This window comes from Niallia sp. FSL M8-0099 (genome assembly GCF_038006945.1).
GTDB classification, from domain to species: Bacteria; Bacillota; Bacilli; order Bacillales; family Cytobacillaceae; genus Niallia; species Niallia circulans.
In genome coordinates, this window is sequence record NZ_JBBOWF010000001.1 from 1,873,485 (window position 1) to 1,896,616 (window position 23,132).

26 protein-coding genes are annotated in these 23,132 nt (G+C 35.6%); 18 read left to right on the forward strand and 8 right to left on the reverse strand.

Translation table 11 applies throughout. The features are described 5' to 3' along the window. Window positions 1–29: 29 nt before the first annotated feature. Complete coding sequence (locus NSQ92_RS08935; RefSeq protein ID WP_047943496.1) at window positions 30–614, reverse strand: class D sortase; 585 nt, start codon at window positions 612–614, stop codon at window positions 30–32. After that, on the reverse strand, window positions 604–1,545 hold the full coding sequence (locus NSQ92_RS08940; protein ID WP_341152585.1) for a processed acidic surface protein: 942 nt from the start codon (window positions 1,543–1,545) through the stop codon (window positions 604–606). Before NSQ92_RS08940 ends, NSQ92_RS08935 begins: the two co-directional genes overlap by 11 nt. Before the next feature lie 166 nt (window positions 1,546–1,711). Here NSQ92_RS08940 and NSQ92_RS08945 point away from each other — a divergent pair, with 166 nt between their 5' ends. Next, complete coding sequence (locus NSQ92_RS08945; RefSeq protein WP_336045315.1) at window positions 1,712–1,846, forward strand: hypothetical protein; 135 nt, start codon at window positions 1,712–1,714, stop codon at window positions 1,844–1,846. Between the two features lie 49 nt (window positions 1,847–1,895). Here NSQ92_RS08945 and NSQ92_RS08950 read toward each other — a convergent pair whose 3' ends face one another. Continuing rightward, the gene (locus tag NSQ92_RS08950) at window positions 1,896–2,342 is read right to left on the reverse strand and encodes a GNAT family N-acetyltransferase (protein WP_251687208.1); all 447 of its coding nucleotides are present in this window, start codon (window positions 2,340–2,342) and stop codon (window positions 1,896–1,898) included. A gap of 156 nt (window positions 2,343–2,498) precedes the next feature. On the opposite strand from NSQ92_RS08950, the gene pdxR reads away from it, so the two are divergent. Then, window positions 2,499–3,893 carry a MocR-like pyridoxine biosynthesis transcription factor PdxR gene (pdxR, locus tag NSQ92_RS08955; protein ID WP_061798936.1) on the forward strand — a complete coding sequence of 465 codons (1,395 nt, stop codon included), beginning with the start codon at window positions 2,499–2,501 and terminating at the stop codon, window positions 3,891–3,893. Between the two features lie 13 nt (window positions 3,894–3,906). Continuing rightward, the gene (locus tag NSQ92_RS08960; protein ID WP_061798933.1) at window positions 3,907–4,539 is read left to right on the forward strand and encodes a hypothetical protein; all 633 of its coding nucleotides are present in this window, start codon (window positions 3,907–3,909) and stop codon (window positions 4,537–4,539) included. On the opposite strand, the gene NSQ92_RS08965 is transcribed toward NSQ92_RS08960, so the two are convergent. Together NSQ92_RS08965 and NSQ92_RS08970 are read right to left on the reverse strand one after the other, a co-directional pair. Further along, complete coding sequence (locus tag NSQ92_RS08965; protein WP_047943500.1) at window positions 4,534–4,917, reverse strand: Hsp20 family protein; 384 nt, start codon at window positions 4,915–4,917, stop codon at window positions 4,534–4,536. The two genes, NSQ92_RS08960 and NSQ92_RS08965, sit on opposite strands and share 6 nt — an antisense overlap. A 107-nt stretch (window positions 4,918–5,024) precedes the next feature. After that, window positions 5,025–5,783, reverse strand: coding sequence for a TraR/DksA C4-type zinc finger protein (locus NSQ92_RS08970; protein WP_047943501.1), 759 nt, complete (start codon window positions 5,781–5,783; stop codon window positions 5,025–5,027). Between the two features lie 209 nt (window positions 5,784–5,992). On the opposite strand from NSQ92_RS08970, the gene NSQ92_RS08975 reads away from it, so the two are divergent. The 11 genes from NSQ92_RS08975 (at window position 5,993) to NSQ92_RS09025 (ending at window position 15,436) form a co-directional block, all read left to right on the forward strand. Beyond that, window positions 5,993–6,259 (forward strand): hypothetical protein, encoded by a 267-nt coding sequence (locus NSQ92_RS08975; RefSeq protein ID WP_047943502.1) that lies wholly within the window; start codon window positions 5,993–5,995, stop codon window positions 6,257–6,259. Beyond that, entirely contained in the window at window positions 6,256–6,624 is a 369-nt protein-coding gene (locus NSQ92_RS08980; protein ID WP_047943503.1) for a spore coat protein, read from the forward strand. The genes NSQ92_RS08975 and NSQ92_RS08980 overlap by 4 nt, the downstream gene beginning before the upstream one ends. Window positions 6,625–6,642: 18 nt before the next feature. Further along, entirely contained in the window at window positions 6,643–7,779 is a 1,137-nt protein-coding gene (locus tag NSQ92_RS08985; RefSeq protein WP_047943504.1) for a zinc-dependent alcohol dehydrogenase, read from the forward strand. A gap of 18 nt (window positions 7,780–7,797) precedes the next feature. Beyond that, the gene (locus NSQ92_RS08990; RefSeq protein WP_047943505.1) at window positions 7,798–8,019 is read left to right on the forward strand and encodes a hypothetical protein; all 222 of its coding nucleotides are present in this window, start codon (window positions 7,798–7,800) and stop codon (window positions 8,017–8,019) included. Next, on the forward strand, window positions 8,016–8,315 hold the full coding sequence (locus NSQ92_RS08995) for a spore coat protein (protein ID WP_341152586.1): 300 nt from the start codon (window positions 8,016–8,018) through the stop codon (window positions 8,313–8,315). The genes NSQ92_RS08990 and NSQ92_RS08995 overlap by 4 nt, the downstream gene beginning before the upstream one ends. 339 nt (window positions 8,316–8,654) lie before the next feature. Further along, window positions 8,655–9,680, forward strand: a complete 1,026-nt coding sequence (locus NSQ92_RS09000; RefSeq protein WP_061798929.1) for a LacI family DNA-binding transcriptional regulator — start codon at window positions 8,655–8,657, stop codon at window positions 9,678–9,680. Between the two features lie 247 nt (window positions 9,681–9,927). Then, entirely contained in the window at window positions 9,928–11,193 is a 1,266-nt protein-coding gene (locus tag NSQ92_RS09005) for an ABC transporter substrate-binding protein (RefSeq protein WP_061798927.1), read from the forward strand. 164 nt (window positions 11,194–11,357) lie between these two features. After that, window positions 11,358–12,197, forward strand: coding sequence for a carbohydrate ABC transporter permease (locus NSQ92_RS09010; RefSeq protein WP_341152916.1), 840 nt, complete (start codon window positions 11,358–11,360; stop codon window positions 12,195–12,197). Further along, entirely contained in the window at window positions 12,197–13,027 is an 831-nt protein-coding gene (locus NSQ92_RS09015; RefSeq protein ID WP_341152587.1) for a carbohydrate ABC transporter permease, read from the forward strand. The genes NSQ92_RS09010 and NSQ92_RS09015 overlap by 1 nt, the downstream gene beginning before the upstream one ends. Window positions 13,028–13,057: 30 nt before the next feature. Further along, entirely contained in the window at window positions 13,058–14,386 is a 1,329-nt protein-coding gene (locus NSQ92_RS09020) for an alpha-glucosidase/alpha-galactosidase (RefSeq protein ID WP_341152588.1), read from the forward strand. Window positions 14,387–14,905: 519 nt separating this feature from the next. Then, on the forward strand, window positions 14,906–15,436 hold the full coding sequence (locus NSQ92_RS09025) for a hypothetical protein (RefSeq protein ID WP_341151358.1): 531 nt from the start codon (window positions 14,906–14,908) through the stop codon (window positions 15,434–15,436). A 430-nt stretch (window positions 15,437–15,866) separates the two neighbouring features. Here the strand turns inward: NSQ92_RS09025 and NSQ92_RS09030 are convergent, their stop codons facing one another. Beyond that, complete coding sequence (locus NSQ92_RS09030; RefSeq protein ID WP_082138385.1) at window positions 15,867–16,010, reverse strand: small acid-soluble spore protein P; 144 nt, start codon at window positions 16,008–16,010, stop codon at window positions 15,867–15,869. A gap of 155 nt (window positions 16,011–16,165) precedes the next feature. On the opposite strand from NSQ92_RS09030, the gene NSQ92_RS09035 reads away from it, so the two are divergent. From NSQ92_RS09035 to NSQ92_RS09050, 4 genes are all read left to right on the forward strand, one after another. Beyond that, the gene (locus NSQ92_RS09035; protein ID WP_047943508.1) at window positions 16,166–16,423 is read left to right on the forward strand and encodes a hypothetical protein; all 258 of its coding nucleotides are present in this window, start codon (window positions 16,166–16,168) and stop codon (window positions 16,421–16,423) included. A gap of 220 nt (window positions 16,424–16,643) precedes the next feature. Then, window positions 16,644–19,349, forward strand: a complete 2,706-nt coding sequence (acnA, locus tag NSQ92_RS09040; RefSeq protein ID WP_061798917.1) for an aconitate hydratase AcnA — start codon at window positions 16,644–16,646, stop codon at window positions 19,347–19,349. 176 nt (window positions 19,350–19,525) lie between these two features. After that, complete coding sequence (locus NSQ92_RS09045; RefSeq protein WP_341152589.1) at window positions 19,526–20,074, forward strand: GNAT family N-acetyltransferase; 549 nt, start codon at window positions 19,526–19,528, stop codon at window positions 20,072–20,074. An 82-nt stretch (window positions 20,075–20,156) separates the two neighbouring features. Beyond that, on the forward strand, window positions 20,157–20,546 hold the full coding sequence (locus tag NSQ92_RS09050) for a rhodanese-like domain-containing protein (protein WP_047943510.1): 390 nt from the start codon (window positions 20,157–20,159) through the stop codon (window positions 20,544–20,546). Between the two features lie 68 nt (window positions 20,547–20,614). On the opposite strand, the gene NSQ92_RS09055 is transcribed toward NSQ92_RS09050, so the two are convergent. After that, a complete protein-coding gene (locus tag NSQ92_RS09055; protein ID WP_341152590.1) occupies window positions 20,615–21,598 on the reverse strand; it encodes a D-2-hydroxyacid dehydrogenase in 984 nt (327 codons plus the stop codon). Further along, entirely contained in the window at window positions 21,598–22,818 is a 1,221-nt protein-coding gene (locus tag NSQ92_RS09060; RefSeq protein WP_341151360.1) for an aminotransferase-like domain-containing protein, read from the reverse strand. Before NSQ92_RS09060 ends, NSQ92_RS09055 begins: the two co-directional genes overlap by 1 nt. Between the last annotated feature and the right edge of the window lie 314 nt (window positions 22,819–23,132).

Genomic DNA, 23,132 nt, shown 5'->3' on the forward strand with positions numbered 1-23,132 from the left:
TGTAAAAATCGCTCTAACCAGTTTGAGAATTATTCTGATCGATTATTTTTTCCGAATTCTTCTGAATGTATTAACGCAGCAGTTACTACATATCTTTTTGGTGCATGTCCTATAAAGGAGAAGGGATAACAGGTAGTTAGTGTAAGGACAGCTCTTGATTTAGGAGTAAGAATGGTTCGGTCATTAGGTGAGACAATGGAGAATTTCGTAATTTTATATTCATATTCTTTTTCCATTGTTTGGATTATAAGGGAATCATTCTTTTTTAAATCTCTCAGGAAACGGAAAAAGGTGTCGCGATGTCCTGACAATACAACATTGTTGTTTTCACCGGGTAAGGCACTCTTTGGATAATGACCTGCTCCCTCAGTTAAAACCTCAGCACTTACCCCTTCATAAATAGGAATCGTTTTCTCTAATTTCGGCATGAGAATGACTCCCATTTTTTCTCCTTCTTTTAAAAATTGAGTTGGAGAGAAAACTACATGACTATCTTTAGCAAGGAACGGTTGTTTTGTAATAGTTTCCACTTTTAAATAACAAGACAAAGTATAGAGAATCATTCCCAATCCTATCAAGATAGAGAGAATCCCCATTTTTTTTCTAATTTTCATAGGGAGCTTTCCTAAATGTTATCAACAACCCTAGTAATACTAGCATATAACCGATGCAAAGGATAATAGGAAGAGAAGATGCTGTATTAGGAAGCTGAGCAGCATATAAATTGGCTAAACCTTCTGTCACTTCCGTCAATTCAACCACTTTGTCGATAACATCTACAGAAGCAACCAAATCAGATGTCACAACTGCATCCCCAATTAAAAATTGCTCATGATCGTATAATTCAATCGCCACCGTCGCATCCATCTGTTTATGATTTAGATCATTCAAGGAAAGTGCGTTTCTTTTTCCGTTATCGTCTATGCTAATAATGACTGGCTTTAAAGAGGTTGCTGTAAAAAAATCTTTCCAAAAATCCGTTAATGCCTGGTTTCTTTCTGCGCTTATTTCACTTTCTTGGTCCATAGCTTGAAAAGTTGATAATTGCTGTTTCCAATCCTCCACTTTTGTAGCTAAAAAAGCAGGGTCCAATTTATTTAGATGCCCATAAAATTGTTGTTTTTCCTTATCATCAAAGCCAATATTCTCGAGAAATTTTTCTAATTGCAGCATCTTATCTTCATGGTTTTTATAAAAATCAATCGCTACTTCTAAGTCTTCTAAAAACCAGAAATCTTCTATACTTTCATGAAATCCCGCCAATAAAATATCTAATTCTTCCTGTGTCATCGAATTTTGTACAAGTAATTTATTGAGATTAGACGGCGTGATTGGGGTTCCAAGTTGTTTTTTTAAAACACGTATATTATCAAAATCACTTATTTTTAATCCTTTAAATGATAAATATTCTTCTAAGTCTTCCGTTGTCCATCCCAAATTATCGGCTAAGCTCTCAACTTCCTTTTCACTTGGAGATGCGGCAACAGGCGATGCTTGAAGAGATAAACCACAAAAAAGAAAAAAAGTAAAAAGTACTTTTTTCATTAGACAAACCTCCACCATCATTATATTGGTATTGTTTGTTAATTTATGAAAAAAATACGTGAATATTAAAAGAGATTTTGGAAATTAGGACGATTTTTTTTAGTGGTGCAAGATTATTGGACAAAAGGGGGAGGATTCTGGACAAAACCGGAAAATATCAGCCAAAGTGGGTAGGGAATCAGCCAAAGTAAAAAAATATCAGCCAAAGTGGGTAGGAAATCAGCCAAAGCAGAAAAATATCAGCCAAAGAGGGGAGGAATCAGCCAAACTACAACTAATAGAAATGCAGAAACCTGGTTAGACAGCTTCTGCATAAAATAATTATTAGACTAAAGTAAACGGAAGAACGATTAACTATTCAAATTTAACTCGTAATGAAAAAATTTCGTATCTTTTTTATAGCCATTCTTCTCATATAATCTTTGCGCAGATAAATTATCTATAGCTGTACTAAGACTTAGACTCTTGGCTCCGCTATTCTTTGCGTATTCTTTTACTTGTTGTAATAACATTTCTCCAATTCCTTTTTTTCTTGCTCTTTTTTCAACATATAAATCATTTAATATCCACGTTCTTTTCATCGATAAAGAGGAATAGCTAGGATAAAGTTGAGTAAAACCTATGTAATCATCACCGTCTTGAACAACGAAGATTACAGATTCGTTGTTTTCGATTCGTTCCTTTATATAACTTGCTGCACTCACGATATCATCTTCTCGTTTATAAAACATGCGATATTCATTAAATAAGCGAGCTACTTCTCCGATGTCTTTCTTTGTTGCTTGGAATATGTTCATTTTGCTCCTACCTCCACCAAAAATAATTGTCGCACTACAAAATCATTCCCTTCCATTTCTTGTTCCTTCATTTTAAAATGAAATGAGTATATTACATAGGCACAGTTTACAGAAATTTTAAGGGTACAAAACAGAGAGAAAAAGGAGAATTAGGGTATGAATATGGCTATTCATTTGCATAAAGAAAGTACAGAGCCAGTATATATGCAATTATATAATTATTTTAAAGCGGAAATTTTAACAGGGAAGATAGAAGCGGGCACAAAATTGCCATCCATTCGATATTTAGCCAGTTATTTGTACATAAGTAAAAATACTGTTATTGATGCATACCAGCAATTATGGCTGGAAGGGTATGTGGAAAGTAAAGAGAAAAGTGGGTATACGGTTGTTTCCTTACCTAGTTATGAATATAAAAATGAACAAAACCAATGGAACCATAAAAATAGTTTAAAGCAAACAGGACAGTATTCCGTTGATTTTCATTATGGGGATATTGATCAGACTAATTTTCCAACAAATGCTTGGAAAAAGACCCTGAAAGAAATAATGGAGGACAAGCAAAATGGGTGGATGAATTATGGAGATAAGCAGGGAGAATTAGAATTAAGAGAAGAAGTGGCTGGATACTTATACAGGTCACGTGGAATTCAGACGACAGCAGATCAGCTTGTTATTACAGCGGGCACGGAGCAGCTAATCCAAGTTGTATTATCACTTTTAAATGATTGCCCATTACATATAGGGATGGAGGAGCCAGGTTATAATGATGTGCGCAATGTATTCCAGGAAAAAGGGCTTTCTATATCTTCTATTCCAGTATCAGAAACAGATGGACATGACTTATCTTCTTTATTAAATAGTTCTTGTAATTTGGTCTATATTACCCCTTCCCATCAGTTTCCAACCGGGAAAATTATGCCTATTTCAAAGCGGATTGAGCTATTAGAGTGGGCAGAAAGGGAGAACGGGTATATAGTAGAAGATGATTATGACAGCGAATTTCGTTTTCAAGGTTCGCCAATTCCAAGTATGAAAGCAATTGACCAGCATGATCGAGTAATATATATGGGGACTTTTTCTAAATCATTCTTACCATCATTAAGAATAAGCTATATGGTATTACCTAATGTTTTACTAGAAAAATGGAAAAAGAAAAGGTATAACGAGACTCAACCGTGCTCTCCGCTATTACAGCAAGCTTTAGGGAAATTTATCCAAAAAGGAGAATTTGAACGGCATATTAAGCGTATGAGAAAAGTATATGAAAGAAAATATACCTTTTTGATTCAATGTATCAAGCGGTATATGGGAAATAAGGTGGAAATAATTGGTGAAAAAGCAGGTTTACATTTGCTTATTCGTATAGCTTTGAAAAATGAAGCTATCCTGCTATCAGAAGCAGAAAAAATAGGGATTAACGTTTATTCCACAAAACCATATTTTGCCGAGGAAAGGGCGAGTTACCCTCTGTTATTAGGGTTTGGAGGATTGAAAGAAAAGGAAATAGAAGAAGGAATCATAAACCTAGCAGACGCATGGTTTATGTAGAGGAGGAATATTTTTGGTATCTTTTGGAACATTTATAATCGGAGTAGCTGTAGCTATTATTACTTTCTTTGTACTCGACAATTTTACATCTCCTCTATTTCTAAACATCTTTATTTGTTATGTACTTGTATTTGTAACGATGTTAATAACAACATGGTATCGTATTCATGCAACTAGAAATATTGAGAAATTGGAAAAACTTTTTAGTAAGAATAACAAGCATCCCTATTATAGCTTTGTTCATGCTTTAAGTGTGAAAGAGGATAAAAGGGTAATTGTAAGCTACCGGAAACTAATGAAACGAAAAAAATATCAAGCTCATTATCCAATATTCACGATATTATTTTCTCTTTATTTTGGAAAAACGCTTGGACTTAGAGAAGAAGCTGAGAAAATAAAACATTCGGAAATGAAGTCCTATTATTTAGCCTTAATCAATATAGAAGAGCAACAATTTCCTGATGCCCAGCAATGGATAACAAGGGTAAATAAGAAATGGATGAAAGAAGCACTATTAGCGGAAATCGCTATAAAAAAAGAGGAAAAGGATGTAGCGAAAAAGCATGCCAAAAGTGCTTTAAAGCATACGAAAGGAATCCAATATTATGTTTTAAAAAAGACATATGAAAGAGAATTCAACTTATAAAAACTGAATGTCAATCGTAGATGTTAGTTTCTTGTCTTGCTGTTTTTTCTTCTGAATAAAAATTTCCAGAATTTCATTTGTGCATACAGCATAAACTGGATTTTGATCAATTGAAACCGGAAATTCAATTAATCTTTGTTTTTCTTTGAGGAGATTAGAATCTTGCATTATTGCCTTAATAGTAAGCAAATTTTTAGTTACAGAAAGATGGATGCTGTTATCGTGACAATTCGCTAATAATGCTTCCACGATAAATTCTTTCTCCGTTTCGTACACATCAATTCGAAACTCAGTTTCATCTAATACGGAAGTCAACGGATCAAGAAAATGGTTTTTCAGCCATTCATCCATTAAACTTAACCAGTTATCATCATTCATAAAAATCCTCCTTAGTATATTTAATATATTCTTATAAGGAGGAAAGCGTGACGAAAATATAAAAAGGTTGTCTAAAGGCATTACACCTTCTTAAGACAACCCATTTTTTACTCATCATTTTCCACATAAGGCTCATGCTCGTAAGCAGGCAAGTCACCAAACGTAGTCATAATTCCTTCTTCATCCAAGCTTTGTTCATAGCGTTTATGCTGTTCATTAGGGTAAACCGTTATATTTCTTCCATCTATATCCACACCGACAAAGTTCTCGTAATCTTCCACATAGCCAATATTCTCATCACTTTCTGTGTAGACGTCATTATAATGGTCATAAACAGGATGAGCAAAATCAGACGGCGTTTCCGATGTTCCCCAGCTAGATACTTCCTGCCAAGAATCCTCGGCATCATATACGACAGATTCATCTTTATTATCCATATCGAATTTTCCGAAAGGAGGCATTAATATTTCTTCTTCCACTGGCCGTTTCTCAGAGATTTTCTGATCAGGAGAATGCTCCTTACAATAAAGCGTTGTAGGAATAACTTCCAATCTTTCTATCGGGATATCTTGAGAGCATTCCGCACATTTTCCGTATGTTCCTTCATCAATTGCCTTTAAAGCATTTAACACCCCCATATATTCATGATGGTAATGTTCTGCAAGGGCAATATCCTTTTCGCGTTCATAAAGCTCCGTTCCTTCATCTCCTGGATGATTATCATAACTGGATAGCTCTCCAAGAGACTCATGGTAATGTCCATCTTTCAAATCTAAGTTATCATTATGTTCAAATCTAATTTCCAAATCACGTTTTTGTTCATTTAATACTTTTTGAAAATGGGACATTTGTTGTTTATTTAGCATAATAACCTAATCCTTTCAAGAAGTCGTTTGCTTTATTAGTATGAGCAAAAGAAACGATAACATTAAAGGAAATATGTACATAATTCAAATTTTATGTAAATAAAGATGTTTTTTTCCAAAAAATAAATCGTTAAAAATTGCTAGTAAATTAAGAAAAGAAGTTGGGGAAAATAGCGAAGTAATTAAATTAGGACAGGAGGTAATTGGTCATGGAAAGGAACAGCTTAGCTCCGCATGAATCATTAGATTTACATGAAGTGATAAATTTTAAAACACTCTGTGTAGCAAAATCAAAGTTAATGCAAGGTCTTGTTTTTGATGAAGAGCTTAAGAATTTAATGCAGAAAGATGTAAATCAGTCTATTCAGGCGCTTAGGGAACTACAAGAAGTATATAAGAATGTGCCATTCGCAACAGAAATCCCTCAAATGCGTCCAACGCCAATTATAGGTGGAGAGGAAGGTGTTATCCATTGAATAATGACTACTTAGATCCCATTAATGCGTTAAATATGCCAGAGCTTGCTGATATGACATTTGCGGTTGATTTTCTTATTCGCGCAAAAGAAGGGGTGAGAAATATAGCAACAGCTTTAACTGAAACAGCTTCACCAGACTTAAGAGTACTGTTACGAAAACAACTTAATCAGGCAATCCAGATGCACCAAGAAATAACAGATTTAATGATAGAAAAAAAATGGTTCCATCCTCATGATATGAGTGAACAATATAAGTTAGATCAACTTTCGGCAAAGAATACTATTATGATTGGAAATATGCATTTGTTTACTGGTGAAACGAATCGAAAAGGAATGTTTGATCGGACGCCTGATCAGCATTAAATAGGGAGGTTAGATAGAATGAAAGCAGTAACTTACCAAGGGATTAAAAATGTGGAAGTAAAAGAAGTGGAAGATCCAAAGATTTTAAAACCTGATGATATGATTATTAAAGTGACAAGTACTGCGATATGCGGATCTGATTTACATTTAATCCATGGAATGATGCCAAACTTACAAGAAAATTATGTGATTGGCCATGAACCGATGGGGATAGTTGAAGAGGTTGGACCAGAAGTGACGAAAGTCAAAAAAGGTGACCGGGTTATTATTCCTTTCAATATTGCCTGTGGAGAATGCCAGTACTGCAAAAGTAATTTAGAAAGTCAATGTGACAATTCCAACGATAATGGAGATGTTGGTGCCTATTTTGGTTATTCAGGGAATGCGGGAGGTTATCCAGGCGGGCAAGCAGAGTATTTAAGAGTTCCTTTTGCAAATTTCACTCACTTTAAGATTCCAGAAACTTGTGAAGAACCTGATGAAAAATTGACGGTTATTGCCGATGCAATGACAACTGGATTTTGGAGTGTAGATAATGCGGGTGTAAAAGCTGGAGATACAGTCATAGTATTTGGGTGTGGACCAATTGGATTATTTGCACAAAAATTCGCATGGCTGAAAGGGGCAAAACGCGTCATTGCTGTCGATTATGTTGATTATCGTCTGCAGCATGCCAAACGTACAAATAAGGTAGAAATTGTTAATTTTGAACAGGTTGAAAATGTGGGAGCTTACTTAAAAGAACTCACAAAAGGCGGTGCCGATGTGGTGATTGATGCTGTTGGCATGGATGGAAAAATGAGCGATATGGAATTCCTAGCGAGCGGCATGAAGCTGCAAGGCGGCACAATGAGCGCTCTTGTGATGGCTGCCCAAGCGGTTCGTAAATGTGGTACCATCCAAATTACTGGCGTTTATGGCGGCAGATATAATGCTTTTCCTTTAGGAGATATCATGCAGCGCAATGTCAATATTCGTTCTGGACAAGCTCCTGTTATTCATTACATGCCATATATGTTTGAATTAGTTTCTACTGGAAAAATTGATCCGAGTGATGTCGTAAGTCATGTATTACCATTGAGTGAAGCAAAACGAGGGTATGAAATTTTTGATACGAAAATGGATAATTGTATAAAAGTTGTCTTAAAACCATAAGAAAGGCAGGATTATGTAATGGATTATGTATTACATGAAGTATTAGAAGTTCAAGAACTGGCTACGTTTAAAACGATTTGCATAACAAAAGCTAAAACGATGCGCGCACTTGTTTCCGATCCACAATTAAAAGAATTAATGCTGCAAGATGTGGATATATCAACAAGGCAGCTACAGGAATTTTCAACTATTTTATCGAAAGCGCAAGAAATGCCGAGAATGGGGGGAGAGAACGGATGAATTCCATTATAGAATATTTTACAGGCATGGATGCTTTAACTGATCAAATGATTGCAACAGATCTATTGATTTCTGCAAAAAGCGGAATTAGAAATTATTCCATGGCCATCACAGAAACGGGACATCCAGAGATAAAAGAAATCCTTGTCCGCCATCTAAATGAAGCACTTGACTTACATGAACAACTATCCCAATACATGACTGAAAAAGGGTGGTACCGTGCATGGGATCCAAAGGAACAAGTGAACCTTAATTTGCAAAACATTCATACTGCTTTAAACTTACCTATACTTTAAGATAAAAAAGGAACTCGTTTGTGTGAACAGTTCCTTTTTTGTTGTTTTTAGGAGAAGTTGCAAATATAAAACAAAGAAATAGAAAGGATAGCAAGAGCATCTCTATGCAAAGGATATTTTACTAAAATATTTACTGAAAAAAATAATAAATAACGTAATGGTGTATTTAAAATATAAATAATTCTATAGGCTGATTAGTAAAATAATTTTTAGAAAAGTTAAATTTCTTATTGAAAGCCTTTACATATGGTGTTATTATTCGTATATAGCAGGTAATTTTATTAGTGATTTTATAAGAAAATTTTACTGACCTAATAAGAACAAAAAGAGGGTTTTAAAATGGCAACTATTAAGGAAATTGCAGATAAGTCAAATGTATCCGCATCAACCGTTTCACGAGTATTAAATAATGATCGAACGCTTACTGTTCAAGCGGAAACAAGAGAACGAATTATTCGGGTTGCCAAAGAGCTTGGTTATGAAACAATCTTAGAAAGAAGATTGAAGCAAAGAAAATCTACTTTCAAACGCGTCGGAATAATCTTAACCCAATCATTAGATGAAGAAATTAGTGATCCATATTTCCTATCTATCCGTCAAGGGATTGAAATGGAACTTGCATCTAATAGAATCAATACAGTTACTTTTCGCTTACATGAAACAGAAAGCAACCAGATGATAGAAGAGTTAGATGGACTTATTGTTGTCGGAAGAGTAAAAGAGACAGCGCTAAAGGCTATTAGTCAGGTCGAAAATATCGTTTATATAAATCATTCGCCTAATGAAGATCTCTATGATTCGGTTGGTATTAATTTTGAACGAGCAACAGAAAAGGCGTTAAAGCATCTAGTGAATATTGGTTACAAACGGATTGGTTATATTGGGGGAAAGGAAAGAGAACATTTAAAAAATCAGAAGCTTATTATTGAAGATAAACGACTTACCACCTTTGAACGCTTTATGAAGGAACAAAACTTATTTGAAGAAGATTCAGTCTTTATCGGTGAGTATACTATGGCGCAGGGATATGAATTAATGCAAAAGGCTATTCAAACATCTGAGCTGCCAGAAGCCTTTTTTATCGGCAGTGATCCAATGGCGATTGGAGCTTTAAGAGCCTTGCAAGAAGTTAATCTTAACGTTCCTTCTGATGTAGCAATTATTAGTTTTGACGATATTGAAGCTGCTAAATTTGCGAGTACCCCATTGACTACAATTAGAGTACATACAATGGAAATGGGAAGAACGGGGGTAAGGCTTTTACTTGATCGTTTAAAGGGTAGAGAACTCCCAATAACCATTACTCTTCCCACTGAATTAGTAATTAGGGAAAGTTGTGGCGGAAAAAAGAATTATCCTTTATAGGAGGTGGTGTGTGATGTGAAAATGAACTTATTTTGATGATTAGCCCTCCTGGCGCCAAAGGCTTGATGCCAGGTTTAAAAGTGATGGCAGTCACTTTTTTTACGGGCAAATAACAGTTAACTCCAATTAGGAAAGGGAGCATAATTCTATTATATCGATGCTCCTATAAACCAGCAAGAGAACAAACTCGAAACTTAGGTGAATATACCTGGAGCTATCGAGATGAATTTTTTAGGGGGCGTTTTTATTGAATAAGCTTTTGAAAACGATGGTCATTGCGGTTGCTTTAACCATGATTGTTGCAGGATGCAGCAAAGCTTCAGGTGGAAACGAAGAAAATGGGGATAGGACAGTCGTTACGCTGTATTCAACAGTGACTAATGAAGCTGATAAAATTACCCTTCAAAATGTTGTAGAAAAATTCGAAAAGGAAAATCCAGATATAGATATTAAAGAAAATTATCCTGCGGATGGTTATGAGGGCATGCTTAGGGTTAAGATGGCTGCTAATGACATGCCAGACCTATTCGACACTCATGGATGGGCGCTCCATCGTTATGGGGAGTATGTAGAAGATTTGAAAGATATGGACTGGGTGAAAGATCTTGATCCAGCGCTTAATCAAATTTTGCTAGATGAAACCGGCAAAGTATATGCTTATCCTCTTAATCAAGCAAAGGATGGACTTACATACAATGCCACTCTTTTAGAAAAGTATGGAATCACTCCTCCAAGTACTTTTGATGAATTTATGTCAGCACTTGAAACAATCAAGGAAAAAGGAAAAGGAGAAGTTACTCCACTATGGTTTGCTGGAGCGGATAAATCTGCATTCGGTCAGTTTTTTGATCAATTTGCTACACCTTTATTAATTACAGGTGAGAAAAACTATAAGGAAGAGCTGCTGGACGGCACCTTTGATTGGTCAAACTATACTTTTTTACCCGAAAAACTAAAGGAAATGCAGGATAAAGGTCTCCTAAATGAAGATGTCTTAACGGCTCAAAATCATCAAATGGTAGACTTAATGGCTCAAAATAAAATTGCTTTTATTGTTGGTGGTGGGATGCTTGGACCTTCGGTGGAAGAATTAAATCCAGATGTTAAGCTTGGTATTATTCCAATGCCAGTAATGGAGGAAGGAGACAAGCCAAGTTGGATTGGCGGCGAGCGTCATACATTAGCTGTATGGAAAGATTCTAAAGTGAAAGAGGAAGCGAAGCAATTCTTAGATTTCATTTCCCAGCCAGAGATTGTCAAAGAGATTGCAGAAGGTACTTCGCTTCCGGCAGGGCTGACAAATACGGAATCAAAAAACTATTACTCTGATGATTACGAGAAGTATAAGGATAATAAAGTGGAGCCTTACTTTGATCGAGTGTATTTACCAAGTGGCATGTGGGATCCAATGGGGGCAGCTGGTCAAGAATTACTATCTGGGACAATGACACCTGAGGAAGTTTCAAAAAAGATGGCTGTAGAATATAAGAGACTATTAGAACAAAAGAAATAGTTTATACGGTAGGAGGGAATGCAGTTATCCGTCTCGCCTCTCAATTTAAAATTTAGGAGATGGTTACTTTGATAAAAGTAGAGACTAAAGGGCAGTCGAATACCAACTCTTCAATTGAAGTGAAAAGGAACCGTAGAAAGAAGCGGGAATCTTCCATTTGGTGGATGTATCTTCCAGCACTTGCTGCCATCTGTTTTTTTATCTTTTATCCTTTTTTAAACGGAATCAAGATTTCTTTTACAAATTGGAACGGATTTTCTCAACACTATGACTATGTTGGCTTCAGCCAGTATATACGTATGCTGAAGGATCCGGATACGTGGCTTGTTGTAAAAAATACTCTTCTTTATGGTGTCGGGAGTACTGTATTTCAGAATATCATTGGCCTAGGTTACGCACTTATGCTGAATCGAAGTATTCACTTTAAGAATTTTACTAGGACAGTCGTTTACTTGCCGGTCATAATCAGCCCGCTAATTATGGGATATATCTTTTATTTCTTCTTTGCTTTTCAAGGCGGTGCGCTAAATGATCTTCTTGTTTTTCTCGGTTTTGATAAAATTAATGCATTAGCAGATCCGAAAATTAATATTTGGTTGATAGTTTTCGTTAATACATTTCAGTTTGTTGGAATTGCGATGATTATTTATCTTGCTGGATTACAAAGTATATCAAAAGACTATTACGAAGCAGCTCAAATGGATGGGGCATCTAGCTTTCAACAATTTAAAAGTATAACTTTGCCGATGTTAATGCCTTCTATAACTATTAATATAGTTATTAACATCATCGGTGGATTGAAGCTGTTTGATGTAATAATCTCATTAACTGGTGGCGGACCAGGATATGCTTCACAATCGATGTCTACTTTTATGTACGATCTCTATTTCAATCGTCAAGATGCAGGTTATGCAGCAACACAAGGAGTGTTTATGGCGATCATCATTTTAATTTTAAGCTTGACAGCGCTTATATACTTCAAGCGGAAGGAGATTGAGGCGTAATGGACTATATAAATAAAAAGCAAAAATGGCTTTTCTCTATAGTAGCACTTCTAGTCGCAGCCTTTCACCTAATCCCTTTCTATATTTTAATTACAACAGCGCTCAAGGCGAAGGGGGATTTTAGCTCAAAATGGGTTTTCCCAAAGGAGTGGAGCTTTGAGAACTTTTCAGAGGCTTGGGAAATGGCAAGTCTCGGAAATGCCCTTTGGAATACTACGGTTATTACTTTTGTAAGTGCTTTATTGTTGATTATATTTGGATCTTTAGCAGCTTATCCATTAGCCAGAAGGCGAACTAAGCTAAATCAGTTTGTATTTATGTTTTTTATCGCTGTAATGGTAATTCCGCCATTAACCGCTTTAGTACCACTTTATAAGCTGGTGGTAGACATTGGAATGATGAATACACTTGAAATTGCCATCTTGAATAATGTTGCATCCTTTCTGCCATTAACTATTTTCTTGTATTCCGGCTTTATTCGCTCCACTATTCCGAAAGAATTAGAAGAAGCTGCAAGAATAGATGGAGCAAGTACATCTGGCATATTTTTTCGAATTGTCTTTCCGTTGTTAAAGCCAGTTACTGCATCTATTTTAATTATTGCCTGTGTTTTTATATGGAATGATTATCAATTCGCCATCTTCTTCCTGCAAGCAGAGGAAGTAAAGACAATTACTGTTGCGTTAGCTGGATTCTTTGGGGAAAATGCCAATCGAATGAATCTCGTAGCGGCAGCAGCGATAATGGCTGTTCTGCCAATGGTAGTCTTGTTCCTATTATTACAAAAGCATTTTGTGAAAGGGTTAGCATCTGGTTCAGTAAAAGGATAAATCAAAGAAAGCTGGGAGGATAGGATTACTATGACTAAAATTACATTTCTAGGTGCAGGAAGTACCGTGTTTGCTAAAAATGTTCTTGGAGATTGTATGTTCGTTGATGCTTTAGATGGGTATGAATTTGCGTTATATGATATTGATAAACAGCGTTTGCAGGATTCGGAACAAATGCTTACTAATTTGAAGGAAAGTCTAGGGAAAAACATTATAGTAAAAGGGTATACGGATCGAAAAGAGTCTTTGAGAGGAGCTAAATATGTAATCAATGCGGTTCAGGTAGGCGGCTATAAACCAAGTACGGTAATTGACTTTGAAATCCCCAAAAAATATGGCTTACGACAAACGATTGCAGATACAGTCGGCATCGGGGGAATATTCAGGAATTTAAGAACTATTCCAGTTATGCTCGATTTTGCAAAAGACATGGAAGAAGTTTGTCCTGATGCGTTATTCTTAAATTACACAAACCCGATGGCTGTGTTAACTGGGGTTATGAATCGTTTCACACCAATTAAAACAATTGGTCTGTGTCACAGTGTGCAAATTTGTACAAAAGAATTATTTGAAGCATTGGGGATGGACCGAACAGGAGTGAAAGAAAAGATTGCGGGTATAAATCATATGGCCTGGCTTCTTGAAATAAGCAAGGATGGAATTGATTTATATCCAGAAATTAAGCGGAGAGCTCGTGAATTGCAAAAAACTAAGCATGGTGATATGGTTCGGTTTGAGTTGATGGATAAGTTTGGTTATTATGTAACAGAGTCATCAGAACACAATGCTGAATATCATCCGTACTTTATTAAATCGCGTTATCCTGAGTTAATTGACCGTTTCAATATTCCATTAGATGAATATCCTCGTCGTTGTGAAAAGCAAATTAATGATTGGGTTGCAATGAGAGAGGATCTAGTTAACAATAAAGCCTTGGAACATGTTCGTTCCCGGGAATATGGATCACGTATTATAGAAGCAATTGAAACAGATATCCCCTTTAAATTTGGTGGCAATGTGCTTAATACAGGAAGATTGATCAGCAATCTGCCGGAAAAAGCATGTGTAGAGGTTCCTTGTATTGCTGATCGAAGCGGGATTACTCCAACCTATGTAGGAGATCTCCCTGAACAGCTTGCAGCTTTAAACAGGACAAATATTAACACACAATTGCTGACAATTGAAGCAGCAATGACATTGAAAAAGGAATATATTTACCAGGCGGCAATGCTTGATCCACATACAGCTTCTGAGTTATCGACGGACGATATCATCTCCTTATGTGACGAGTTAATAGAAGCGCATGGTGACTGGCTGCCGAATTTTACAACGGAAACTAGTGTTGGGTTAGCTAAATAGTACTCTCAAATATAGAGTGATCGTTTCCTCAAGGATTCGGTCTCTTTTTTCTTAAGATGCTCATTCATCATACATAAAAGGATTGTAAATTTGTATATGTATTCTTATTACTAGTATAAAACTATTTCATGGATTAATTACTGAAAATCAGTCAATTTAAATAGATGGAGAGGAAGGATGTGCAGTTCAGGAATATTGGAGGGAAATAAATCATGCAAGTGCGAAAGTATCTTCTTAAATAAGTTCTTATTGGTATGACTACTCTAGTTGGCATAACTGGCAGTTTTGCATTATTCTATTATTTTTAATTCGCCCACTTATTGTGCTTTTAGGAAGGCTTATAAAGAAAATCCCCTTAGCACCAACTATCGCAAAACAAAATAGAACTACATGGGAAAAAAGGGGGCTAACACAATGTTTCAAGTCGAGGGTAAAGTTAATGGAGTAAAATATACCAAGGGAATTACAAAAGGTCATATCAAACAACTTTATCCCAAAAGAATAAAAGGATGAAAAAACATGGAAAAATTATTAATAATCTCATTTATTTTAAAAAAAGTTGTTACGGACCTTCAAGATTTAGTTAGTAATGAAGAAAAATACATTGTAAAATTAGACGATCAGAAAAATTTTATAAATTATATCAAAAGTCAAATGAAAGTAGAGGATGGAATACTTACATTAGATGGCGGCATAATTATTACTTATAATTACAGAATAATTTCTGAGGTTAGTAACTGGGATGACTTACCTACTTTATGGGCATATTTGTTAAACTCTATAGAAGAGTTAGTAGAGGAAGAAAAATCTGAATTTTATTTTCCTAGCCAACCTATCAACGTCACCTTGGACATTTACAAGAATGATAAAAGCAAGTTAGATTTTAAAATTGAAAATAAAGGTTTTATTGTTGGTTATAAAACTTTTATTCAAGAGGTCTTAAAAAGAGCTGAAGAATTTTTTAATATCTTAGTTTATGAATTAAACCTTGTAAAGTATGACTATGAACTTAAGCAAATAGAAAAAATTCGTATGATGTACAATCTTTAAATAACTAATATAAATAAAATCTTGCCAATGGCAGGGTTTTATTTTTTTTGGATGTTTTTTGTCTATTTCATGAACTATCAGGAATATCTGCTTAAATAAAAAAAAGGAGGGATAAAAAACGGACTTTGAAATATTGCTTCTGCTGAAAGAACAGTATACATTAATGATTATGATCGACCAAAAAGAAATAGGTTAGAGACTAATGATGTATTGTAGTTTAGGATAGTTCTTGTAAATTTATTACCATTATTTTTATCCTTATTGACTGATGTTGGTTAGGCTATTTAATTAAAAAGGCCAAATGAGTGGCCGCATATTGACCACACATTTGACCACACATATACATCAATTAGGGTAAATACTTGAAAAACCTTTTAAAATAACCTACTTTGTTAACTAGAATGTTGTAGAGTGAATTAGTGTACTTTTCTTACATATCGTGATGATTATTATGTTTTTGTCTAGAATGGTTACGGTTCTTCACCTTTTTGCTCCCGCTAAGTGGCTCTGGCTGACCAGATTGATTTCCTTTAGGAGCATTTCTGTGCATATCTTTGCTGTCATTTTTGTTCACTTTTTTTCTCTCCTTTCTATTATCATGAAGAGGTAATGCATCACTATCCTTTATAGGATGTTTTTTTATACACATATTTATACCGCATATTTTCACGATTCACTGCACAACTTATTGGTAAGCACCACGAATATAACTAGCAGGAGGATAGGAATATGCCTTATCATAGTAATAAACAAGAAGCTTTTCAAGATGCTCAACGGAATTTACTTGAAACACAAAATCTTTATCAAGATATCGTAAAAGATTCTGCAAACTATGGACATCAGCTAAAGCATCTAAAACAAGAAATTAATGAGACCTATCAACAAATAGAGAATGCTCTAGAAGTAGCATCTGAGCATCAAAGACAGCAATTAGAAAGCTTTCAAAGAGACTTAAAAAGCATTGTGGATGAAGTAAATGAAATTTAAAAAGGTAGACCATCAGAAAGTTTGCAGCTTTTTCGATGGTCTACTTTTTTGCTATGAAAAAAATACCATAAGATAAACTTATCGTATTTGATAACTTTCTTATTATTTACTTATGACAATCCTTGTATTAAAATTATAAATGGTAAATAGATAATAGAGATCAAATTGTTCGACTATTTTTCTATTTTTGGTATATGATTACAATGAGGGGGTAATACATATGGCAAAAGATTTTTATAATGCCCGCCAAACGTTTGAAGTGGGTGGGAAGCGTTATCACTACTATCAATTAGCAGCATTAGAAAAAGCTGGGATCGGTAAAGTATCGAAATTACCGTACTCTATCAAGGTATTACTAGAATCAGTTTTGCGACAAATGGATGATTTTGTTATTAAACAAGAGCATGTAGAAAACCTCGCAAAATGGGGAACAGATGAGGTAAAGGAAATTGATGTTCCATTCAAACCTTCGAGGGTAATCCTCCAGGATTTCACAGGAGTTCCAGCGGTGGTTGACCTTGCATCTTTACGTAAAGCAATGGCTGACCTAGGGGGAGATCCTAGTAAGATTAATCCAGAGAAACCAGTTGATTTAGTTATCGACCATAGTGTTCAGGTTGATAAATATGGAACTCCGGATGCATTAAAAGCAAATATGGAATTAGAATTTGAAAGAAATGCAGAAAGATATCAATTTTTAAGCTGGGCGCAAAAGGCATTTGATAACTATCGTGCTGTTCCGCCTGCAACTGGTATTGTTCACCAAGTGAATTTAGAATATTTAGCAAATGTAGTACATGTAAATGAAACAGCTGAAGGCGAGTATGAAACATTCCCTGATACATTAGTAGGTACTGATTCTCATACAACGATGATTAATGGTATCGGTGTTCTTGGCTGGGGTGTTGGTGGTATCGAAGCGGAAGCAGGTATGTTAGGACAACCTTCTTATTTTCCAGTTCCAGAAGTTGTAGGGGTAAAACTTGTTGGCGAAATGCCAAATGGCTCTACTGCAACAGACTTAGCCTTAAAGGTAACGCAAGTACTTCGTGCAAAAGGAGTAGTTGGAAAGTTTGTTGAATTCTACGGACCTGGTGTGCCGCAATTACCACTTGCTGATCGGGCAACTATTGCGAATATGGCACCAGAATATGGAGCAACATGCGGTTTCTTCCCAGTTGATAATGAATCTTTAGCTTATATGAGACTAACTGGGCGTTCTGAAGAGCAAATTAATGTGGTTGAAGCTTACTGTAAGGAAAACGGTTTATTCTTTGATCCAAACTTAGAACCGGTTTATACGGATGTTGTAGAAATTGACTTAGCAGAAATTGAGCCAAATCTTTCTGGTCCAAAGCGTCCTCAAGATTTAATTCCACTTTCTAAATTGAAAGAGGTATTCAATGCGTCTGTAACAGCTCCAGAAGGAAACCAAGGGTTTGGCTTAAAAGCAGACGAATTTGATAAAGAAGTAGTAGTGAACTTTGCAAATGGGGATTCTACTACAATGAAAACAGGTTCTGTTGCTATCGCCGCAATTACAAGCTGTACAAATACATCGAATCCATATGTATTAGTTGGTGCAGGCTTAGTTGCGAAAAAAGCAGTCGAAAAAGGAATGGAAGTACCGAAGTTTGTGAAAACATCTCTAGCACCAGGTTCAAAGGTAGTTACTGGCTATTTAAGAGATTCTGGTCTTCTTCCTTATTTAGAACAAATTGGTTTCAACCTTGTAGGATATGGATGTACTACATGTATTGGTAACTCTGGTCCGCTTCGCGAGGAAATCGAGAAGGCTATTGCGGATTCTGATTTACTTGTAACAAGTGTGCTATCTGGTAATCGTAACTTTGAAGGACGTATCCACCCACTAGTAAAAGCAAACTATTTAGCTTCACCGCCATTAGTTGTTGCATATGCTCTTGCTGGTACTGTTGATATTGACTTGCAAAAAGAACCAATTGGAAAAGATAAGGATGGTAATGATGTATTCTTCAAGGATATTTGGCCATCTACAGAAGAAGTAAATGAAGTAGTTCATCGTACAGTTACACCTGAACTATTTAATAAAGAATATGAAAGAGTATTTGATGATAACGAACGCTGGAATGAAATTCAAACAAGCAGCGATTCTTTATATAGCTTTGATGATACTTCTACTTATATTCAAAACCCGCCATTCTTCGAGGGCTTAAAACCTGATCCAGAGCAAGTATTACCATTAAAAGGCTTAAGAGTTGTAGGGAAATTCGGTGATTCTGTAACGACTGACCATATTTCTCCAGCTGGTGCCATTGGTGTAAATACTCCTGCAGGTAAGTACCTAAAAGATAATGGTGTACAGCCACGTGATTTCAACTCATATGGCTCTCGTCGTGGTAACCACGAAGTAATGATGAGAGGGACATTTGCGAATATCCGTATTCGTAACCAAATTGCTCCAGGTACAGAGGGTGGTTTCACTACGCACTGGCCAACTGGGGAAGTTACCTCCATTTATGATGCATGTATGAAGTATAAAGACGAAGGAACTGGCTTAATGGTTATTGCAGGAAAAGATTACGGAATGGGATCATCTCGTGACTGGGCTGCAAAAGGAACAAATCTGTTAGGCATTAAGACGGTTATCGCAGAAAGCTTCGAAAGAATTCATCGTTCTAACTTAGTGTTAATGGGAGTACTTCCATTACAGTTTAAAGAAGGCGAGAATGCGGAAAGCTTAGGATTAACTGGAAAAGAAACATTCAATGTTTATGTAGATGAAACAGTTAAACCACGTGATTTCCTAGAAGTTACAGCTACTACGGAAGATGGTAAGAAAATCACATTTGAAGCATTAGTACGTTTCGATTCAGAAGTAGAGATTGATTATTATCGCCATGGTGGTATTTTACCAATGGTATTACGTGATAAATTAAAAAACTAATAGATTAAGAGAAAAACTCTCTCTATTTAATGTTGACATTATTTTTCTAATCTTTGGGTAAATTTCTTTGCTCACAAGTTAGTAAAAAAGTCTCTTTATAGAGAGAGTTTTTGTCATTCTCTCTAATAGTCCATTTTACTTAATCAAAAACTATAACTTAAGGAGAAAGCTATTTTATGAAAATAATTCCTGTACGCTATGATGTGAATAAGCTTCCTTATATAATAAGAAGTGCGGAGGAAAGTGATGCAGAACAGCTTGCTAGTGTTAGGTTACAGATAGATGGAGAAACAACTTTTCTAGATCGCGAACCTGGAGAGGGAGTACTTACTGAAAAAGAATTTATACACTTAATCCGCTCAGATTGCGAAGAGCCAAATCATTTGTTTTTAATTGCAGAGAGAGAAGATGGGCAAATTATTGGCTTTTCTCGCTGTGAGGGTTCTAACTTGCGGCGTCTTAAGCATAAAGTGGAATTCGGTATTGCTGTCTTAAAGGAATATTGGGGATTTCAAATAGGTAGCCATTTATTAGAAGCTTCCATAAATTGGGGAGCGGAAAATGATATTACAAAAATGACATTATCGGTTATAGAATTAAATGAAAAAGCGATTAAACTATATAAACGATTTGGCTTTGAAATAGAAGGAGTCTTAAAAAAAGATAAACGATTAACTAACGGAGAATATTATTCTACCATTATAATGTCTCGATTTTTCTCCTAAAGGTATGGAAAACGATTCATTAGTAATTTAGAATAAACTTTGTTACTATGTATATGTTAGATAATAAAGGAGTGATGAAGATATGGCATTAACTTTTGGAAAAATGGTAGAAGAGGCTAGAAAAAATGTTCAAGGTATTTCTTCCGTTGAGGCGAAAAAGAAAATCGAAGAAAATCCTAATACTTACATAATTGATGTTCAAGATGCTGCAGATGCCGGTGCTTGTGGTTTAATTCCTAGTTCCGTTAACATCTCTTTAGGAATGCTGCCAATTCGCGCAGATTTGGAATTACCAGAAGAATTGAGAGATCCAGAATTAGCGGATCGCAACCGTCCAGTTATTGTTACATGTGGTCTTGGAGGACAAGCGTCACTTGGTGCCTACCTATTAAAGCAAATGGGCTTCACAGATGTAGTCTTCATTGAGGGTGGAACTACCGCTTGGAAAAAAGAGGGCTTTGAAACAGTATAATATAAGATATTTGGTTAAATCTGCCGGTAAACAAATGTTTATCGGCAGTAATTGTATTTCCTTATTTTTTAATAACCTAATTCTTTATCGACGACGTTCAAAAGTTCTTTGCCTTCTTTGAAGCGCTCGATATTTTCCAAGAATAAATCCATGTAGCGCTCAAGAGTATTGGGAGAAAAATATGCATTATGTGGTGATATAATCAGATTCTCCAGTTGCCAAATAGGATGTTGCGGTGGTAAAGGTTCTGTTTCGAAGACATCAAGAGCTGCACCTGCAATTTTCTTTTCTTTTAAGTGATTAATGAGCTCTTCTTCCACAATTGTATTTCCTCTTCCGATATTAATTAAAAAACTAGTTTTTTTCATGCTTTCTAATTTTTCTTTATTAATAAGATGGTACGTTTCTGGCGTTGAAGGTAAAGCTAGAATTAAAAAATCAGCTTCTGCCATCACTGATTCTAGCTGATCAAGCCCAACAATTTTATCGGCAGGATCGTCAGTTGCATGTATGGACGGTCTTTTTTTGCAGCCGATCACAAACATATCAAGTGCTTTAGCACGTTTTGCGATTTGCTTGCCAATCTCCCCATAACCAATAATCGCAACGGTTGCCCCTGAAAGATCAGTTATAGGGGTAGATGTCCACCTTCGATTTAACTGATTCCGAATCATATAAGAAATTCCCCTCGCTAAACTAGTCATCATTGCAATTGTATGCTCTGCTATAGGAACAGAAGTACATCCCTTTGTATTCGTAATGACGATATCATTCTTTTTGATTTCCTCTGTTAAAATTGCATCTAAGCCAACACTTAAAGACTGCACCCATTTAAGATAGGGCGCTTGTTTAGTGATGGCTAATGAATCTGTTAATCCCAAAGTCAAGACAATATTGCAATCACTAATATCTTGGCTTATTGGCGGTTCGGGCTCCCCATATTGCCATGGATCTACTATATATTCTCCTCCAGTGGATTTTATTTTATCTAAATACTTTTGTGGAATAGTTCTCCGGATATAAATTTTCGGAATTAATTTCCTTTTAATCATTAATTTACTCCCTCAATTATTTGTTTGCTATTTACATACTCATAATAAATGTTTGCGAGTCGTTTAATGGCTTCTTCAATGATGTCCTCCTGACAGAATGTAAAGCTTAATCGCATATGATTATATCCTTCATCTTTTAAGAAGAAATGCTTACCAGCGATATAGGAAACTCCGGCTGATGCTGCAGCATCAATAAATTCACTTGTATCAATATGGCAAGGGAAGGTAATCCAAAGGAAAAATCCGCCATTTGCTTCATGAAAGGTAACATCATTACCAAAATATTGTTTTATCGCTGAAACCATAGCATTTTTACGCGATAAATAAAGGGAATTTAAATAGCTAATATGTTCATCCATATCGATTTGATCAAGTAAATTTTTTGTTACCTCTTGAACATAAACGCTTGTTAACCCATCGATTTTTAAAATCCGCATCTTTTCGATGATTTCCGTTAAGCCAATAGCCCAGCCGAGTCGTAAACCAGGGGCGATTATTTTGGAAAAAGTACTTAAGTAAACAACTCTCTCTGGCCCGTACGAATAAATAGCTGGAGAAAATGTTCCATCAAAAGAAAGCTCAACATAGGCATCATCTTCGATAATAAAGAAATTATACTCGTATGCTAATTCGGCAAGGCGTTTTCTTCTGTCTACTGATAGATTAACTCCTCCGGGATTTTGAAAATTCGGTATAACATACATTAATTTAGGGAGTGGTAAATTATTTTTAACTCTTTCGCTTAATTCCTGTTCCACTAAATCGACTCTTAAGCCATTTTCATCAATAGGGAAAGAAGTTAATTTCGTTTCTGCCAACTGAAATGTTTTCAGTGCGCCGAAGAATGTAGGTGCTTCTACCCATATTTCATCACCAGGGTCGGTTAAGGTTCTTGTGACTAAATCTATTGCCTGTGAACTGCCTGCAGTTACAAGTATTTCATTCTCCTTGGCTTTTATCTCGCGTAACTTTGATCTTTCTTTAATCCAGTTAATTATATCATTCACTCCTGCTCCACCACTATAAGCTAATGCATATCTTCCTTGTGTTTGCATGGCAGCTTCTGTAGCAGCGGTCATTTTATCAACCGGAAGTGATTCAGGTGCCGGAAATCCAAATGATAAGGGGATCAGATTATCCTGATTACCCACAAAGGCGGAACCAATTACCTCGATGTTAGGAAATCTTCTACTATAGGAAAAAGGTTTTAATAATTGCATGCATATCACCGTCCAAAAATTAATTAAAAGCTTTATTTATGAATATAAGCTATTTATTTCGTGATGGGAAATATTAAAAATGCCTAAAAATAAGAGAAAACAAGAGATAGATTGATAAAAACATAGTTAAATAACGAATATTCGGAATTTTGTTATTTTTATAATAAGTTTCTCTTATCGCTATCCATATTGGCAAATATCTGTTTCGGTCAATAATCTTACATTAGACCATCATTCGACAAAAATTACAGCAACTATCTAACATGATATATGTGAAAAAAGGAAAATTCACAAAGAAATAAATGTAAACGCTA